Origin of the sequence: Enterobacter sp. PTB (assembly GCF_051130085.1) — a bacterium.
GTDB classification, from domain to species: domain Bacteria; phylum Pseudomonadota; class Gammaproteobacteria; order Enterobacterales; family Enterobacteriaceae; genus Enterobacter; species Enterobacter ludwigii.
Genome location: NZ_JBDKEE010000048.1, coordinates 1 through 15860, shown reverse-complemented (window position 1 = coordinate 15860; position 15860 = coordinate 1). Strand labels below are relative to the sequence as shown.

Annotated in this window: 15 protein-coding genes and 2 pseudogenes; 6 read left to right on the top strand and 11 right to left on the bottom strand. The window is 49.4% G+C overall.

The features are described 5' to 3' along the window. Positions 1–1192: 1192 nt before the first annotated feature. A complete protein-coding gene (locus AAIR21_RS26680) occupies positions 1193–2257 on the bottom strand; it encodes a hypothetical protein (RefSeq protein WP_333168984.1) in 1065 nt (354 codons plus the stop codon). 522 nt (positions 2258–2779) lie between these two features. Next, a pseudogene (locus tag AAIR21_RS26675) lies at positions 2780–3546 on the bottom strand (nitrilase-related carbon-nitrogen hydrolase). Between the two features lie 211 nt (positions 3547–3757). On the opposite strand from AAIR21_RS26675, the pseudogene AAIR21_RS26670 reads away from it, so the two are divergent. After that, positions 3758–3850 (top strand): annotated as a pseudogene (locus AAIR21_RS26670) (ATP-binding protein); the annotation flags it as partial. 278 nt (positions 3851–4128) lie between these two features. Here AAIR21_RS26670 and AAIR21_RS26665 read toward each other — a convergent pair. Both AAIR21_RS26665 and AAIR21_RS26660 read right to left on the bottom strand, forming a co-directional pair. Continuing rightward, positions 4129–4332: a hypothetical protein gene (locus AAIR21_RS26665; protein WP_333168985.1), complete on the bottom strand. Its 204-nt coding sequence runs from the start codon at positions 4330–4332 to the stop codon at positions 4129–4131. 1341 nt (positions 4333–5673) lie between these two features. Further along, on the bottom strand, positions 5674–6000 hold the full coding sequence (locus AAIR21_RS26660) for a lysozyme inhibitor LprI family protein (protein ID WP_047356311.1): 327 nt from the start codon (positions 5998–6000) through the stop codon (positions 5674–5676). Positions 6001–6330: 330 nt separating this feature from the next. On the opposite strand from AAIR21_RS26660, the gene AAIR21_RS26655 reads away from it, so the two are divergent. From AAIR21_RS26655 to AAIR21_RS26645, 3 genes are all read left to right on the top strand, one after another. Beyond that, a complete protein-coding gene (locus tag AAIR21_RS26655; RefSeq protein WP_333168986.1) occupies positions 6331–6546 on the top strand; it encodes a hypothetical protein in 216 nt (71 codons plus the stop codon). A gap of 34 nt (positions 6547–6580) precedes the next feature. Next, positions 6581–6721 carry a hypothetical protein gene (locus tag AAIR21_RS26650; protein ID WP_333168987.1) on the top strand — a complete coding sequence of 47 codons (141 nt, stop codon included), beginning with the start codon at positions 6581–6583 and terminating at the stop codon, positions 6719–6721. Positions 6722–7336: 615 nt separating this feature from the next. After that, positions 7337–7972, top strand: coding sequence for a hypothetical protein (locus tag AAIR21_RS26645; protein ID WP_047356304.1), 636 nt, complete (start codon positions 7337–7339; stop codon positions 7970–7972). A gap of 279 nt (positions 7973–8251) precedes the next feature. On the opposite strand, the gene AAIR21_RS26640 is transcribed toward AAIR21_RS26645, so the two are convergent. Beyond that, the gene (locus AAIR21_RS26640) at positions 8252–8707 is read right to left on the bottom strand and encodes a hypothetical protein (RefSeq protein ID WP_155404633.1); all 456 of its coding nucleotides are present in this window, start codon (positions 8705–8707) and stop codon (positions 8252–8254) included. 244 nt (positions 8708–8951) lie between these two features. On the opposite strand from AAIR21_RS26640, the gene AAIR21_RS26635 reads away from it, so the two are divergent. Continuing rightward, a complete protein-coding gene (locus AAIR21_RS26635; RefSeq protein ID WP_333168989.1) occupies positions 8952–9263 on the top strand; it encodes a hypothetical protein in 312 nt (103 codons plus the stop codon). A gap of 524 nt (positions 9264–9787) precedes the next feature. On the opposite strand, the gene AAIR21_RS26630 is transcribed toward AAIR21_RS26635, so the two are convergent. Genes AAIR21_RS26630 through AAIR21_RS26620 form a run of 3 tightly spaced genes read right to left on the bottom strand, consistent with a single transcriptional unit; the run spans position 9788 to position 12481 of the window. Next, complete coding sequence (locus AAIR21_RS26630) at positions 9788–10405, bottom strand: YfbU family protein (protein WP_333168992.1); 618 nt, start codon at positions 10403–10405, stop codon at positions 9788–9790. A gap of 13 nt (positions 10406–10418) precedes the next feature. Further along, positions 10419–10871 (bottom strand): MarR family winged helix-turn-helix transcriptional regulator, encoded by a 453-nt coding sequence (locus AAIR21_RS26625; RefSeq protein ID WP_333168993.1) that lies wholly within the window; start codon positions 10869–10871, stop codon positions 10419–10421. 14 nt (positions 10872–10885) lie between these two features. Then, positions 10886–12481 (bottom strand): long-chain-fatty-acid--CoA ligase, encoded by a 1596-nt coding sequence (locus AAIR21_RS26620; protein ID WP_333168994.1) that lies wholly within the window; start codon positions 12479–12481, stop codon positions 10886–10888. Between the two features lie 617 nt (positions 12482–13098). Here AAIR21_RS26620 and AAIR21_RS26615 point away from each other — a divergent pair. Beyond that, a complete protein-coding gene (locus AAIR21_RS26615) occupies positions 13099–14214 on the top strand; it encodes a choloylglycine hydrolase family protein (protein WP_422701781.1) in 1116 nt (371 codons plus the stop codon). 139 nt (positions 14215–14353) lie between these two features. On the opposite strand, the gene AAIR21_RS26610 is transcribed toward AAIR21_RS26615, so the two are convergent. The 3 genes from AAIR21_RS26610 to AAIR21_RS26600 form a co-directional block, all read right to left on the bottom strand. After that, the gene (locus tag AAIR21_RS26610) at positions 14354–14548 is read right to left on the bottom strand and encodes a hypothetical protein (RefSeq protein ID WP_333168996.1); all 195 of its coding nucleotides are present in this window, start codon (positions 14546–14548) and stop codon (positions 14354–14356) included. Positions 14549–14702: 154 nt separating this feature from the next. Continuing rightward, positions 14703–15212, bottom strand: a complete 510-nt coding sequence (locus AAIR21_RS26605; RefSeq protein ID WP_333168997.1) for a DUF4232 domain-containing protein — start codon at positions 15210–15212, stop codon at positions 14703–14705. A 200-nt stretch (positions 15213–15412) separates the two neighbouring features. Beyond that, positions 15413–15634, bottom strand: coding sequence for a hypothetical protein (locus tag AAIR21_RS26600; RefSeq protein WP_422701471.1), 222 nt, complete (start codon positions 15632–15634; stop codon positions 15413–15415). Positions 15635–15860 lie beyond the last annotated feature (226 nt).

Sequence of the window (15860 nt, the reverse complement as noted above, 5' to 3'; positions counted from 1 at the left end):
TTCCTGTCTGCGATGAAGGATTAACCCGGAGTGACGGGAGGGCGAACAGTAAAGCACGCTGGCAAACCGGTTTCGTCAGGAACGATACGTTGGGTAGTGTGCTTTACTGTTGCGGTGAATCCCACTGTGCGTGGGGCGAAACAGCAGATGGATTACCAACAAGTCGCGAGTCAGAGTGGCTGACCAAAGGCTCATGGAGAGGCACTCCACACTGCAACACCACATATGTTTTTCATAAGGGCAAATAATGTGCAGTAAATTATGTACTTTACTCGGCGGGGTGCTGATAACGGTTTCCGCCCTGGCCGCACCAGAACTCGCACAAACGGGAAACGATGGCGTCCATCTGGTAACCATCAATGGCAGACCGGGCCATTCGGAATCATCTCGTCAAGGTACACAACACTCCCGAATAGTTAAATCTTTACAACCGGGAGTAAGTCTCCCCCTGGTTGCCACTAACAAAAATAATAAACCCGACAGCTCCCGGAAAGTGTCTGAATAAAATCTATGTGAAGTCAGAAGTGAATATCAGGTCCATGCTAACGCGTGGACTTTTTCGTATCTGGTTGTTCAGACTTCAGGCACAAGCGTCAATTACAGCTCAGGCGCATTACTATCTGTCAGTCTTTGATTTTCTGCATCAGCAGGTGAACAGCAATCCCAAGCCCGTAGAAAAATGCAGTCATGAGTATTATCTCAGGCTGGGTTATCATGCGACAACTATCCTGCCACTGGGGGGAATAACCATTCATCTTCACCAGAATAAGCGACATCCTGACGGCTAGATGCTTCTCGCGCCGGTAACTTCATTTAATAATTGGGATGGTGATAAATGAGGGACTGATACAGGTGCCGAATATGCCGTAGAAATGGAGAAAGCTAGGGAAGAACTGAAAAGACAACATCGTGAGGCTGATGAAATCAATGAACAGTTTAGTCTCGCCGTTAAATATGATATGGCCACCGAATAAGAAAAACTCTACCTTGAAGCTTGCGAGAAATACAGCGTACTGGTGAACAGGGTGAACAGGGTGAACAGGGTGAACCCGGAGAAACCAAAATGACCTGGTAAGCTAGTAAGTAGCCGATAGTAAATGCCAGCCCTGAGCTGGTTTTTTGTACCCTAAAATATACGAAGCCCTCGAACTGTTGCAGGCAATCGGGGCTGGTTTTTATTCTCAGAAGGATATCAGATATTTCTGAGCTTAATGATCATGTAACCAGTTTTTGTCGTAAAATCCACATCGAATTCTGCTGACGAAAATGTTGGTGCTGCGTTAATGTAAATCATTTTTTGTTGTAGCATATATTCCAATCCAAATCTGTTATTGTTGTTAGTAGATATCGTCAGACTCCCGGTGTTTTTGCCATCATTTTTAATGAAGTTAAACATACCTTCAGGATATCCTATGCTTTCTGGGGAGAGATCAAATACGAAATCATTGTATAATGGCGCAATGGTTAACTCTGGGGAACCTTTGCTCAAGTTTGTAGTATTCATGCAAGAGTAGTTATCTGTGTTTATTATGACGCTGGCATTATCTTCCAGTAGGTGGCTTCCAATTCTAATGGTTTTTGCCTGGAATTTACTTTTTGAATTACTCTTAAATATTATTGAGCCAAGAAATGTATCATTAGGGAAGGTGGGGTATGTTAAGTCCATTTCATAGAGGAATGAGTACTCACCCAAACCATTGGGCTGGCTTGATATAATGAAATTTTGATTGCTGTAATTTGTAATATTTAAATTTGGGCTTTTTATTTCTACTCTGGAGAACTCAGAGATGTATACATTTGATTCAATGTTTACTACACCGCAGTCATTAACCAGTATTGATGATTCCTCTGTAGTGTTAACGGAGCTAAAAGACTCATCATTACCAAGCTCTGTCCCAAAATTTAATATTTCTAAATTTGTGAACGCAAGGCAGCCAGTTCCGGACGTGAATACATTCACAGTTGTTTCGCCATCAGTAGCTAACGCGCTGTTAGCTCCATTTCCTGTCACTCTAAAGGTGCCAGCAGTTACATTAATATTTGTTTTCGTCAGCCAATTTCCTTCATCACCCCATTGGTACCATTGAGGTCCAGGTTTGGTTGGGTGATGTAATTCAAGGCTGAGAGTTTGCTCCATGGCATTCATGGTAAATGATGCACCTGCGTTTCTGCTCAGGGTTGGGGTCAGTACCCTCTGACTTCCATCTGCTGTCGTATAAGTTTGGTCTTGCGTCGGATCCCACTGAAATTTACTCATTACATTTCTCCAATGTTGGGGACGGGGGTTGTTGTGCCTTCGATAGAAAGTGACGTGAAAGGTGGAAAATGAAAAAAAAAACGGCGGCGCAAAATGATGTTCCGGGGGGCGCCGCCGTGGATAGCAAATAACCCTACAGGATGGTGGTGCAGCTCAACTGCTCAGAAGATGCTGCGCTCTTTGTCCGGCAAACCGGCAAAGGAACCGGACAGCGCGATGTTCATAACGGGAGTTTTATACGGCAAGAAAAAAAAGCGGAGGCGATAACCATAATGACGAGTACGATGAAAAACAGGGATCTAGAAAGCGTAACCATAGATGGTGGCGATGCGATTTAGATTAAACCGATCAGCGCAAGATGAAAGGAAAAAACCGCACCGCCATAAAGTAATTTGCACAGCACCGCTTCCATGCGGAATCCTACAAGCTGTGCAGTGTCTGGAAACCGATGAAAGAACCAGACGCGGCGAATTATCAGAACGGGAGGTGCGGGTATCAATATTAATGGTTTTCATGCATGCTTTAAGGCTGTAACAACGGCGGCGCAAACCGACGATTCTGCAGGACGGGAAGTTGCTCTCGAATTTGTTTTACAGTTTCTTGCGTTATATCTGCGAAAATCAGTTGCGGATTTGCTCCTGCTTCGGCGATGGTCTCCCTAGAAGAACGACGATTCTGCTTTACTCAATGTTGCGGGGGCCACATTCTCCGGGTGCCACAACATAGCAAGTCGTATCCAGAGCTCTGGCTGCAAACAGAGTTGACTAGTGATGTTCATTTTGTGGGGCACGCACCCAAGCTGCGGGTAAAACATGCATTTCAGCGCCCTCCTGGGCAAGCGACAGCTCCAGTTCGGCGAAACGCAGATCATAGCAGGTTATTAATCCTACCAGCATTCCTTCAACCCCTATAATTGCAGGCAGTTCCGTTCCTGCATCTAAATGCATCATAGAGATGAAGCATGTCGTACCGGGCTATAATTTAACCATTTTGCAGTGCCACCAGGGTATGCGTTGCCCTGCCTGGGGATGAGAATACATGAATCGTCAGGATGGTTGTCATGGTGTTATTGCGGTTTTCGTCAAGCAGAAGGCCAATAAAACCACCTGTCAGTGTTTGCACCGACTTTACCGACAAATCTGGATCGTCGTCTGCTCGTGCAAGTTGAGCCACCGGCAGAGCGAGCATTCCGGTTTCTGTAGCGCAGCCTCTCGCATTAACTCAATACATTACACTGCATTAATCTCCCTTTCCAGGGAGACAATAAACTGTCCAACAGTGACTTTCATACTTTGATACTCCATTGATTTTGTTGTCGCGTTAATCTAGGGGACTACTGTTAATGACAGAAAAATTTACTTCTTGTAATGATTGGGCATTAATAGCTGCGAGGTTATGCACTGCTTTTTGCGGTAGCAGGGTACATACTCATCATCACGTAAACATTATTGTTTGTGGTTATGTTATAACTGGAAAAGTGAGTAACCCACGGTTGCGGATGCGCTTATGGACAGGCTTCTGCATAACGGCCACCGGGTTGAGCTCAAAGGAGAATCCATGCGAAAACTGGCGCAAACCGATCAGACGAGTTAAAAACTAGAATGATAAATAACCAGCGCGAGAAGCGTGATCGGAATCGCTGACCGAAATCATCGGAATACGCAATTGCTCGGCAGGAATCCAACTTTGATCGATATAGACACCATTTTGCAAATGCCCGAGACAGATAGCGTTAAGCGCCCGGCTGCGCTATTACCTAACTCACTGCTGTTGAACAAATTTTCAGTCCCGTAATTTCTTGACCAGTCGTATCAGCAACACAACCTGAAAAATAACCCAGAAGATACAGATTGCTATCTCGAACCAAAGCATTAGTCATCCAGTTCTGTAGTGAGTAGGTTCATTGCCTTGGACAGGACACCTCCTCTTCGCGGTATGGTGTTTTCATCCAGCAGCTCATCGCTCAGATAACTGAAAATTTCACCCACGCACACATACCGCCCTCTCTGCTGCAGGGCGATAACCGCCTTGCCTATCTCAAGGCAGATGCGGTCCATATCTTCATCTTTTGTCATAGTAACCTCTTGTGATTAATTAAAATTAATGATTTTAAAGAAGGGTTACAGTGCATGCCATCAACCCGATAAGGTGACGGTGCATTACCTTCTGGCTCAAATACCAAAGCGATCCATAGCTAAAATAACCAGGAAGTAAATGATGGCAGCAATTCCTATGGTGATGAGTAACTTCGAAATCAGCATGACCGACCTCCAGTAAATGAAGATTGGATTATGGCAACGGGAAGTGTACGGGAATTAAACAAAGTGCATTTTGATTCGCTGAGCAGCCATACCAGCACTATCAAACACACCAAGGCCTTAACAGTCCCGAAACAGTCAATAGCTCCCCCTTTCAGCCTTTTCGAGAGCATTCGTAGCGCAAATTATGCCGAACGATAAAGGAACAGCCCATTATTATTTAATCCTCTGCTCAGTTTTTTTAAGATCATTCTCGACGTAGAGCATTGCCGTCCTTGCTGAACGAAGCTGGACCTTTGTTTAAGGCTGGCGACAGGCTCACGAAGCTCATCACGGCGTAAATAAAGTCTCTTAATTTCTTTCTCGATGCTCTCACCATACTAGGAGGGCGAAAGGATAAATTCTAAGGGTTCCGGGTGCGCACCACACTGCTGGCAGAGCCGTGTTCTGCTAGCCTCAGATATCAATGAAGTCGGCAGTGTTTCTGCACCGTTGTCTTGTAGTCAGTAACCATCATGTCGAGGCATCTTTCCTCTTCCTGCTGCGGTTGAGCCAGCTGGATTATGTTGTATCCACTATCCTGTAATCCCATTTCGTCCCGCCCCCATCTTTCTGAAAGAATGCTTGTCTCACCTGAGCGTAAAGACCCGGCATGTCGTTAATCTGATACAAATGGCCCGGTCAGCAGGGAAACTTGGCTGGTATTACCATGATTAGTGCCGATACTCATGGTCCATGACGTGGAAGTGTTCAGTCGCCAGTAATCCGCGAAAGCATAGGTGTCCCCCAGACGAAAGCCATGTGGTCACTGTGCTGTTGGGGATAGCACCGTGACACAATATCGCTACCATCCATTACGGTCATTGCCGGGTGTACGGCGCTGAGATCTGCCAGCAGCGGCGGGTAAGCATCGTTTCATTATCCGAATCCTTATTTGTCAGTGTATTACAGGGTGTTAAAAAATAAGCAACAGGCACGGGATAGGTGGTTTATCCGGAAGCTGTGTCGCGGGAAGTGTGTCATTTTCTGCGGCTGTGTATCCCGGCAGTGCGTTGCAGACGTGCTCGGAGTTCGCGTAATGTCGGAGCGGACAAAAAGCTGTGATGTTTTTGAACCGGAAAATCCTGCCGTTCCGTTACGGGTTTCTTCATCCTTTCCTCAGCGATTAAGTGAAGACACAATATGCTGATACTGGTCATTGAGTTCATCAATGCGGTCATCGTAGATATGCGACAGACAGATGGTATTGTCACCGCACTGCTGACGTTTCTGCAGCCAGGTGATCTGTTCATCCTGCAGTGCGCCGCGCCCTCCCGTCAGTATCACCTTTTTCAGCATGTCGTAAGTCGTATCCATTCTGACGTCTTTCTCGCTCAGCTCCTGGTCTGCGCAGATGGCCTTTTCATCGGGGGAACTGATGCTGCTGCAACTGAAGCTGGCGGCAGAGCCGGCTACGGGCAGCAGCAACAGAAATGCGAATGCCATGTTGCTGACCGGTCTGAATATCGATGATGGCGTCATTGCGGTAATCCTGTATTCAATGTTGCTGGGTGATATCTGTCCTGCCGGGAGACGGTGGGCGTCAAGGGTAAGGAGACCTAATATCACTGGACAGTGAGTTTTTCCCGTTGTTAAGTATTTTGCCGGAAACGAAGTGATGGAACATTGGGTCACTAAGGGGGGTATGAAGGTGGAATCCGACGTAGCAGAATAAATGCATGAGACGAGCGCAACCGTAGGGGGAGGGCGGCAGCGTACCAGCCGTGAGCGGGTGAAGCAGCAGGCCCTGCAGAATATGCGTAGCTCCGGGAACGTATGCGCAGGCTGGCGGATAACCTGGCAGTATGGTCGGAAGGTCGCGATATAGATACCTCCCTTCAGGAAGTGGTGCTCGTCACGTCAGCTGGAGCGTATACCGTCCCCGGTATTGTTCTCAGGTATGGCAGAAACTGGGTAGGTTTTACACCACAGGCACTCTACAGCGTTAAGGGAGGGGCTGAGCTTAAAGGTGAGGTCACGCTGGCGGATTGATTATCCCCGCTGCCATCTCCGTACCATGAAATACATGCTCAGCATGTCAGGGTGTCTTTTATCCGCTGCCGACCGGGCAACACATTACGACGGAAGCACGCCGGGCAAAGGAACGGTACTGACCAGCGAGTTACTGATGACCGCTATTGTGCCACTCTTCGATGACGCCGTATAACCCGGTCTGGTGATTCTTCTGATTCCGGGTAGATGGCTGAGTGTAAAAACAACAAACAGGATAGCGGCATGCTGATGTCTGATGGTTTTTGTAGAAAAGTTACACGCTGTTTTCTGCTGATTGCGACGGCCGTGTTTTTCACCGGCTGCGCCGTTCGCCCTGTTGACCGCAATGCCGTCCTCTTGAAAAGCCCGGCGCAGACTGACTCCGTAATGTCACTTCAGCGAATGCAGCAAAACCAACTGGCAGTTGCTCGCCAAACGTGTATCCCCCAGGGGGGGGCTTCAGCAGGCCAGTGAGCTTTTCAGCCAGTTGACGCCAGAAATGGATGACTCTCAGTTTCAGGAGATCTCATTGCTCACTGTGGAGCTGGAATTGGCTCATAACGATTTCACCGGCGCATAGGCGTTACTGTCAACAAACAACCGGGCTTACCTTAATGCCAGTCAGGCCGAGACGGAACAGCATGTCGCGCAGCATCTTCGCCAGTTACAGAACCGCTACGCGCTGTCTATGCCAGCCTTAAAGGATGCTGACAGATACCATTAACTCACTCGCTCCGCGATAACACTGTGCGAATTACAATCTTATCATCTACCCCGGAATGTCTACCTCATGAAACGCGACGATAATACACAACCTGAAAACCATTTTACGCTCTGGACGTTAAAGGATTTATCCTTTCTGGAAAATAACTACGGCACGATGCCGGTGGCAGCGCTTGCCGCGATTCTGAAACGTACTCCGGGTGCAGTGGGACTGATGGCCGATAAACTGGGCTGTCGCGGCAAGAAAAGGCTCCCCTGGAGCGAAGCGGAGATGGACATTATCCGTCGTCACTATTCGCAGGGTATGGAGGCTGAAGAACTGACCCGCCTGCTGCCGGGCAGAAGTGTCAGTGCGATATTCTCCCGGGCCGAGGCGATGGGGGTGCTTAGCGGTCGTTTCTGGCGGGAAGATGAACTTCGTATTCTGAAAGCACGGTACCCGGTAGAAGGTACTGCAGTCATGCACCAACTGCCAGGCAGGAATAAGGTTGCCGTCAGAGTGATGGCGAAAAGGCTGGGGCTGAAGAAATCCCGTGAAAGTAAAACCGGATTTCGCCCTTGGAGTGATGAGGAATGGGCACTGCTAGAGGAAAATATGCATTTGAGTGTTGCAGAACAACAGACCACGTTATTCCCAGACAGGAGCAACAAATCAGTGGAGAAGGCCCGGGGGCGATTACTTCGCAGACAAAAAACAATATGACCAGCAGGTTAATGCCGCTTGCGTATTCCGGTGTTTCTCAAGGCAGTTGTCGTCGTTTGTAATAACATTACATTATGCCGCTTCCTTCTCAGGGTTCAGATACACCTCATGTATAGGGTTCCAGTTGAGAATTTCTTTACCCCAGCGTTCCGGATGCTGCTGACGGGCTAGTGGATAAACCTCTTTTCTGGCGGACAATATTCTGGTATCAACAACGTGGTGACGTTCATCCGGTATCCCTGTTATGTTGACTCGCCGACCCAGTCCGGAATAATCAGCTCATGCTGCGTCGTCAAACAAAGGCGCAATGGCTGCCAGTAATAACTCCCTGGTCATTATCTTCCCTCTGTCCGGCGTGCACCCTGCACTGTGTATCGCCCAGTCCGCCGTGGATAAAAGATGCCCCGACATGCAAAGCATGTATTTTTCAGTCCGTGGGCTCCGGTGGGGGTTATCCGTCACCAGATGCACCTCACCTTTAAGCTCAGTCCCTCCCTTAACGCTGTAGAGTGCCTGTGGTGTAAAACCTGCCCAATTTCTGCCATGCCTGAGAACAATACCGGGGACGGTATACGCCCCTGCCGCACTGGCGGGCACCATTTCCCGCCGGATGATGACAACATCACGACCTTCCAGCCATACCGTCAGGTTATCAGCCAGTCGCAGCATGCGCTCACGAAACGTTGAGATATCCAGTTGAATCTGCCTTTCCCGTTGTGCCCTGCTGGCACGCATTCTCCTCCCTCCAGTTGTGTTCATCTCACGCTTTTCTGTCGCTAAACTCACCGTCATAACATCCCCCATCAGAACACCTTTAATTTAACACCATTTCATTATGCCGCTTCCGTCCAGAGACATAGCAACGGGGAAAAGCCGCTGTCCAGAAATATCAATAAACAGTAAACGGACCGGGTTGATGCTATCAGTCTCCCGCCAGGATATGTGTCTAATGTTCGGCACTGGATAAAGGGGTATTATCGTGGCATCATTTTCACCGTTCGCTGAAGTCACCCGCTTCTCTTTCGTCCTCTGTTGCTGCAGCGTCACCGCGCCCGATGAAAAAGCCATCTGCACCGACCGGAACTGGGGGAGAGGGCATAATGACGACCACGTACACTATGCTGCGGTAGGTGGTGCTGACGGGCGGGTGCTGGAGGATGAACAAACCACCTGGCTGCAGGAACACCAGGCGTGCGGTGACAGCACAGTTTGCCTGTCGCATTTGTCCGATGAGTGGATTGAGGCGCTGAGCGGGCAGTATCAGCACATCATCAACTCTCTGAATCGCTAATTGAAACAATGATAAAGAAACCAGAAACTGCCCCACCAGATTTATCTCAACGGAATACGCACAGCTTTTTATCGGGCCCGACATTACGCGAACTCAGGGCGCGCCTGCAACGTACCTCCAGGATGTCGTACCGCAGAAAGCGAATCACTTGCCGCAAGGAATTCTCCCGCACTGGTCACATGGACTTAACAGACACCTATATACAGACAAAGCACCCTCCAGTGCCTGCCCCTTATTTGTTAGTTCATTGTAACAACTAATGAATAAGGATTCGGATAATGAAAAAAGCGATGCTTACCAGCCGCTGCTGACAGGTCTCAGCGCCGTACACCCGGCAATGACTGTAATGGATGGCCGCGATATTTTGTCACTTTGTTATGTGTTAGCGCCAATGATATAAGACTAATAAGAAGAATTTATATCACTAGTGTTGACAACGGTACTGGCCGCAGAGGATCTTACCAGCATTTATGATTATAAGCTGCTGCGTTTTGGTAAAGCTCAGGCGGAGCATTACACTGAAGTTATCCACGTCCCGGACGGGAATATTTGTCTACAGAGACACCCTCTTTCTTTCTGTTTAATGCGTTCTTCAGTGCACAATCAATCCGACCTGCGAGAATTATCTCACAGAAAATTTCTGGCGGAATTATTTCTTTCTTTACCTGTTTGTCCTGGGAATGCATAAAAACCTCCAGCATTTGTATATGCCGGCCTATTGCCGGAGTGCAGGAGTTTTTCAGTAAATCGCCCTCTGAATAATAACCAAGCATCACCAGAAGATGGGATATATCGGTCATATTTCTTTCCGTGTCGGGGTGAAAACCACAGAATTCGAGGTCATACCTTTCGGAAAAATCAGGGATCATCCGGGTGATTTGTCGTTTTTCCTGTTCATTAAAATTGCTGAAAGCGGATTTTAAGGCATGAAATAAATGCATGATGTTATTGATGAAATCAACCTCTTCAGGGATTTCAGTATTATCCGTATGCCCGGGATAAGCCAGTTCAATGGCCCAGAGCTGGTTCATGTTAACTGCCGTCCTTATCAGTTCCGTATCATAGCCGCTGCTGATATTCAGGTTATCAACAATATCACAAAGCATCTGGGTGTTCAGTTTTTGCAGGTCGCCATATTGCATTCTTTACCCTCCGTTATTCACCGGGATGTTTATTCTGACCGTGGCTTAACCAGATTTTATTGATTATATTCCTGAAAAGGACCAGCTCACTCCCTTCAAGGCAGGACAGCAACGTGGTCAGTATGTCATTCCTGACCTGCATGGCTAAATGTAGCCGGTCTTGACCCTGCTCAGTGAGTGAGATGATTTTAACTTTTCTGTTTCCGGGCGTTTTATGCCGGGTAATGAGTCCGGCAACCTCGAGAGATTCGAGAGATTCCGTGACGCTCCGGCAGCTGTAGCTGAGAACAGCCATCACTTCCGTTGCATTACATGCCTCATGCTCCTCGATTGCTTTCAGCACTCTTACTTTTGACAGTGTCAGCCCGTGATTTATCAGCGCGTTGTTTACCTCATTTCTGAAGTCATGATGCAGCCGGTTCAGGCGTTCCAGAGCATCAACCAGATCTGTTGACGGGTTATGCATAAGCGCTCCTCTGTTCAGGGAAACATTTCCTTTAATTTGTATTTCAGTACCTTTCCAACCCCCGATTTTGGAATGGCGTCCAGAAAATGAATGCGGCAGGGAATTTTATACGATGTCAGGTATTGCCTGCAGTGCTTCCTGACCTCATGCTCCGTGACCGCGTTCTCTGGCTGTATAACAATAAACGCACAGACCGCCTCCCCGGTGACTTTATCCTGAACGCCGGTGACGGCCGCTTCGCTGATGGCCGGGTGCTGTAACAGCACCGTTTCAATTTCCACCGGATACACATTAAATCCGGAAACAATAATCATCTCTTTTTTTCGGCCTTCCAGTTTTAAGCAACCCCTGTCGTCACGGGTGGCCAGGTCACCGGTGGAAAACCAGCCGTCCCTCAGCACAGCCCGGGTTTCATCCGGTCGGTTCCAGTAACCGCTCATGACCTGGGGCCCCCTGATCAGGACTTCTCCCTTTTCTCCGTCAGCAGTATCCCTGCCCTCTGCATCGACAATCCTGATGTCGGTATCTGCCACCGGAAAACCAGCATTATCCTGGCAGTCAGTAGTATCAAAGGGCTGCACTGAAATCAGCGGTGAGCACTCGGTCATGCCATAACCGACCAGAATGGTTTTCTGCGTGATGTCCAGCCACTGCTCTGCCACCCTGCGGGTCAGTTCTGTTCCGCCACTGACGCAAAAGCGCAGGAATGAGAAATCGACATGCCGGAAATCCGGATGCGCAATGAGATGGCTGTACAGCGTATTCACGCCGGCAAAGGCCGTAAACCGGTATCGCTGCATGGCGCTGATGATGTCCGTGGTGTTCCGGGCGTCCGGGATGAGGATATTTGTTCCTCCGGTCGCGGCAAAGAAAAGAAAATTCACCGTCAGAGAGAAAATGTGATAGAGGGGCAGTGCCGTAACAACTCTTCCTTCACCGTAGCTTGCGTGGTCGCCGCAGGCGGTTTTCACCTGGGCAAGATTGGCCATGATGTTGCCATGACTCAGCATGGCCGCTTTGGATATACCCGTTGTTCCCCCGGTATACTGGAGAAAGGCCAGGCTGTCGCGGGTTATTGCGGGTCTGGTCATCCGGTGAAAGCGTCCGTCATGCAGGGTGACATCAAACCGCACGTGATTATTCTGGTTAGGTTCGGTACTGACATCGTCTGCATCAGTGGTGAGCGGTATGTCTGTATCGGCTTCGATAACATGCAGCGTGTCATCATAACTGAATAACCCGACCAGGGAGGGAAGCGTAATGATGACTCTGGCACCGCTGTCTCCGACAAATTTACTGGCTTCATAGCCTGTTGCATGAGGGTTTATGTTAACCACCACCATCCCGGCCCGTAAAACTGCAATGACAGACAGACAATACTGCAGTGAGTTTGGCAGCATCACGGCAACCCGGTCTCCGGGGCTGAGTTTTCGCAGGCTCTGTAAATAGGCAGCCAGGTTGCGGCTCAGAAAATCCAGGTTACGGTAGCTTAACCATGTGTCTTTACAGACGAGTGCGATGTTATCTCCGCAGGATTCAAATACAGCGTCAAACATACCGGATAATGTACTGGCCTGGAACACGTCAGGGAATTCTGCTTCGCATTTCATAATTGACCACACGTTGTGATAAATGTTGTTAACAGATATACATTGGGTGCTGTTTCAGGCAAGCATTAATAATTAATAAATGTATAAAGTGAGAAGGAGTTCAATTATTTAATTTCTCGGCGTTATTTAGTGGATGCATTAAATAAGAGTGATTTTTGTCTGAATTTAAAATGTTAGCGAAGGAGATGACACTTTTTCGTCACTCTTTGTAACTTCGCACTCACCTGGCTTAAAGCCCTTTAATGTTTATTTATTTTTATCATGTGCTTTAAAAAACATTCCCACGCAAACTGCATGGATTAATTCGGATATTGTCACAAATCGGGTAAGTGTAATTTTTTAAGTGTTGACGTTTGTTTTATTGTTACGTTTACTGGTCCTGCGAACTGGCTGTTAAGTGAAGTTCTGTATATATCAGAATTTAATCCATGCCAAGCAAGCTGATTTTATCAGACAGTCACTGGTCGTATCATCCTGCAGGACTGATATCCACATTGCTCTTTATATTTCTGACCACCAGTGAGGCATATACCGATCATCAGTCAGATTGCCCCTGTAGTCCACAAAAATGCCTGGTGGTTCCTTCCACGGCGACCCGGGGTTAAGGAGGTCTGTTAATGAACATGCTTAAATTGTTAAGACAAACAGTGAGCGCTGTATTGACCGGTGTGGCTCTGGGGGCTGTGCTAATTTCTCCATCTACAGATGCCTGTACCACGCTGGTGCTGCCTGCGACCGACCACACCCGTATCTATGCGCGAACCATGGAGTTTGCGATGGACACTAAATCCCGACTGGTCGGATTGCCACGAAACCTGCCGCTGACGGGCCAGAAAGGCCTTGTATGGAAAGCAAAATATGCGGTAACAGGCATGAATGTTTTCAACATGCCCGCCATGCTGGATGGTATGAATGAGAAAGGGTTGACAGGCGGAGCGCTGTATTTTCCCGGTCTGGCAGGCTATACCGCGCCAGGAGAGGTCGGTGCAGGACAGGGGCTGGCGCCGTGGGAATTTCTGACCTGGGCACTGACGAATTTTTCATCGGTGGCAGAGGTCAGGGCAGCATTACCGACGATACGGATTATGTCCGTGACGCTGAAGGATATGGGGATTGTCCCCCCGTTACATTATACCCTGCATGATGCGACCGGAGCCTCCATCGTCATTGAGCCGGTAAACGGCAAACTGAAGGTGTACGACAACCCGCCGGGGGTGATGACGAACTCGCCGGACTTCGCGTGGCACCTGTCAAATCTGCGTAACTATGCAAATCTGACCCCGGAAAATGTACCCACAACTTCAGCAGATGATGTGGCAGGTACACCTGCGGATGTGGGATACGGGCTTCGTGGCATGCCGGGAGACCCGACCTCTGCATCCCGCTTTGTCCGGGCGGTGTTGCTGGTACGGTCAGCGCAGAAGACTGCGGGGGGGCTGCCGGGGGTAAGAATGGCAGAGCATATTGCCAGCAGCTTTACTATTCCGAAAGGACTTATCCGGGATAAGGGTGTTCCGGGTGACTACACGCAGTGGATATCTGTGGCCGACCTCGGGCAAAAACGCTATTACATAAGAACCTGGGATAATCCCGTGCTGAGTGGTGTTGGATTCAGTGATTTTGATATCAACGGCCCGGCAATGACCTGGTTTGTTATACCGAAAGAAACGCAGCCACAAACGCTTAAGTCGCAGGACGGAGGGACTCAAACGCTGAACATAAGTGTTAAATGACAGGGCGCGGGGCCGAAACGTCAGTACCCTGATGCATCTGACCAGTTGTACTCGCTGAGTTAAATTTGTCCTCTCATCGCCTGAGTATGCTCTGTCCCTGAATAAGGAGTCCGAAGCCCAACTGTACGAAAATGTACGTTTAGCGACGCAGATGATACTGCAGCCGTTTTTCATAATCATCCCGGCAGTCCGCATCACAAAAATGCACGTCCTTCAGGGGAGCACTGCAATTGTGGCACAGTCCGGTCATCGGCAGCGACGCCCGCGTTCTGCTGCGAAGCAGATGCTCCAGCCTCATCTGTTCGGCCTGGCTGGCCAGATCCACTTCATCCATTCCTCATATTCCTTAACATTGATATCCGCTATCTTCCTCTACAAATCACTGCCCTGACTGCGCATACCCGCCCGGGACAAACCATAACAGCAGGGACACGATCACTACAAAAATGACAATGGATACAGGTAACCGATTTTCATACCCGGCTCGCTTACGGCGTACCGGTCAGAGACTGTGAGTAATAGCCGGTCTGCCCTTTTGCCGCGCACATCGTCCTGTTAAAGGGCACCGACAGCGTACCGCCGTCCAGCGCCAGCGACACGAACCCCGGCCGGATACAGTGACCGCCGTCAAAGGCATCGCTGGCCACCCAGCGCAGCAGGATCTGCAGGGCTTCCCCGGCAGGCACAATCACCGGCGGCAGCGCCGGTCCCGGATACATGCCCCGGGCCGTGCGCCGTTCCGCCGTCACAGGATGGTGTTCCGCATCGCTGAATGCCAGCACGGGACGCGGCGGCAGCATGCAGGGGGCCTCTCCGGCGTTGTATAACACCAGGGACATACCGCCCTGCAACATACCGTCATACAGGCCGTCACGGTCATCGGTGTGCAGGCGGATATCGGCACTCCGGCAGGGCGATATCGGGGGGCTGTCGGCCAGGGCCGGCGCCACCGGCAACAGGTAAAGGGGAGTCATCAGCAGGTGAGGGAAATATCGCATGGTACCGCTCCGTCAGTGAGTTGCGCTGCCCGGCGCCGGGCATAAAAAAGCGCAACACAAAAGGGCCAGTGTTGCGCGCTGTATAAAAATGAGGGTTGGTCATACGGTTAATACAAAATTAAGCAGTGGCATATAACGGACTCATTAGCGCAACGAGAAAGCGGGGCAGTCAACTCCTGTCGTCAGCAGTGAAACATGCTTCAATACTGAGCACCCCGAGCGCGCATGCCGTTTACTAACCTGGCACGAAAACGCCGCTCATGATCGTCCCGGCAGTCCGTATCGCAGAAGCGGGCCTCATGCAGGGGTTCACCACAGTTATGACATTTTCCCGTTAATGGCAGCACAGGGCGTAGCCGGCAGGCCAGAAGCTGCAGAATCCGGGCCATTTCAGCCTGCTGTGCTTTATCCACAATGTCCATGACATTAACCTCCGCGCTTAACGGCCACGTGACGTGCCAGTCAGTCTTTTCAGGGGGGGCTGAAGACAGTCCGGGCTACATGACGCGGCGTTTATTATGCTGTTCTGAACATTACCCTGTTCTGATAATAAACCGGTCAGCCAGTGACCGGTTTTCGTTATGAAGGTGTAAATCAGAACTGGTAAACCAGACCGGTGGCCACGATATTATCCGTTGCCACGCCGGT

What these genes read in the sequence shown, in the direction of transcription:
- AAIR21_RS26680 (WP_333168984.1), bottom strand. Translation starts at nt 2,257, where the DNA reads ATGAGTAAATTTCAGTGGGATCCGACGCAAGACCAAACTTATACGACA.
- AAIR21_RS26665 (WP_333168985.1), bottom strand. Translation starts at nt 4,332, where the DNA reads ATGACAAAAGATGAAGATATGGACCGCATCTGCCTTGAGATAGGCAAG.
- AAIR21_RS26660 (WP_047356311.1), bottom strand. Translation starts at nt 6,000, where the DNA reads ATGGCATTCGCATTTCTGTTGCTGCTGCCCGTAGCCGGCTCTGCCGCC.
- AAIR21_RS26655 (WP_333168986.1), top strand. Translation starts at nt 6,331, where the DNA reads ATGCGCAGGCTGGCGGATAACCTGGCAGTATGGTCGGAAGGTCGCGAT.
- AAIR21_RS26650 (WP_333168987.1), top strand. Translation starts at nt 6,581, where the DNA reads ATGCTCAGCATGTCAGGGTGTCTTTTATCCGCTGCCGACCGGGCAACA.
- AAIR21_RS26645 (WP_047356304.1), top strand. Translation starts at nt 7,337, where the DNA reads ATGAAACGCGACGATAATACACAACCTGAAAACCATTTTACGCTCTGG.
- AAIR21_RS26640 (WP_155404633.1), bottom strand. Translation starts at nt 8,707, where the DNA reads ATGCGTGCCAGCAGGGCACAACGGGAAAGGCAGATTCAACTGGATATC.
- AAIR21_RS26630 (WP_333168992.1), bottom strand. Translation starts at nt 10,405, where the DNA reads ATGCAATATGGCGACCTGCAAAAACTGAACACCCAGATGCTTTGTGAT.
- AAIR21_RS26625 (WP_333168993.1), bottom strand. Translation starts at nt 10,871, where the DNA reads ATGCATAACCCGTCAACAGATCTGGTTGATGCTCTGGAACGCCTGAAC.
- AAIR21_RS26620 (WP_333168994.1), bottom strand. Translation starts at nt 12,481, where the DNA reads ATGAAATGCGAAGCAGAATTCCCTGACGTGTTCCAGGCCAGTACATTA.
- AAIR21_RS26615 (WP_422701781.1), top strand. Translation starts at nt 13,099, where the DNA reads ATGAACATGCTTAAATTGTTAAGACAAACAGTGAGCGCTGTATTGACC.
- AAIR21_RS26610 (WP_333168996.1), bottom strand. Translation starts at nt 14,548, where the DNA reads ATGGATGAAGTGGATCTGGCCAGCCAGGCCGAACAGATGAGGCTGGAG.
- AAIR21_RS26605 (WP_333168997.1), bottom strand. Translation starts at nt 15,212, where the DNA reads ATGCGATATTTCCCTCACCTGCTGATGACTCCCCTTTACCTGTTGCCG.
- AAIR21_RS26600 (WP_422701471.1), bottom strand. Translation starts at nt 15,634, where the DNA reads ATGGACATTGTGGATAAAGCACAGCAGGCTGAAATGGCCCGGATTCTG.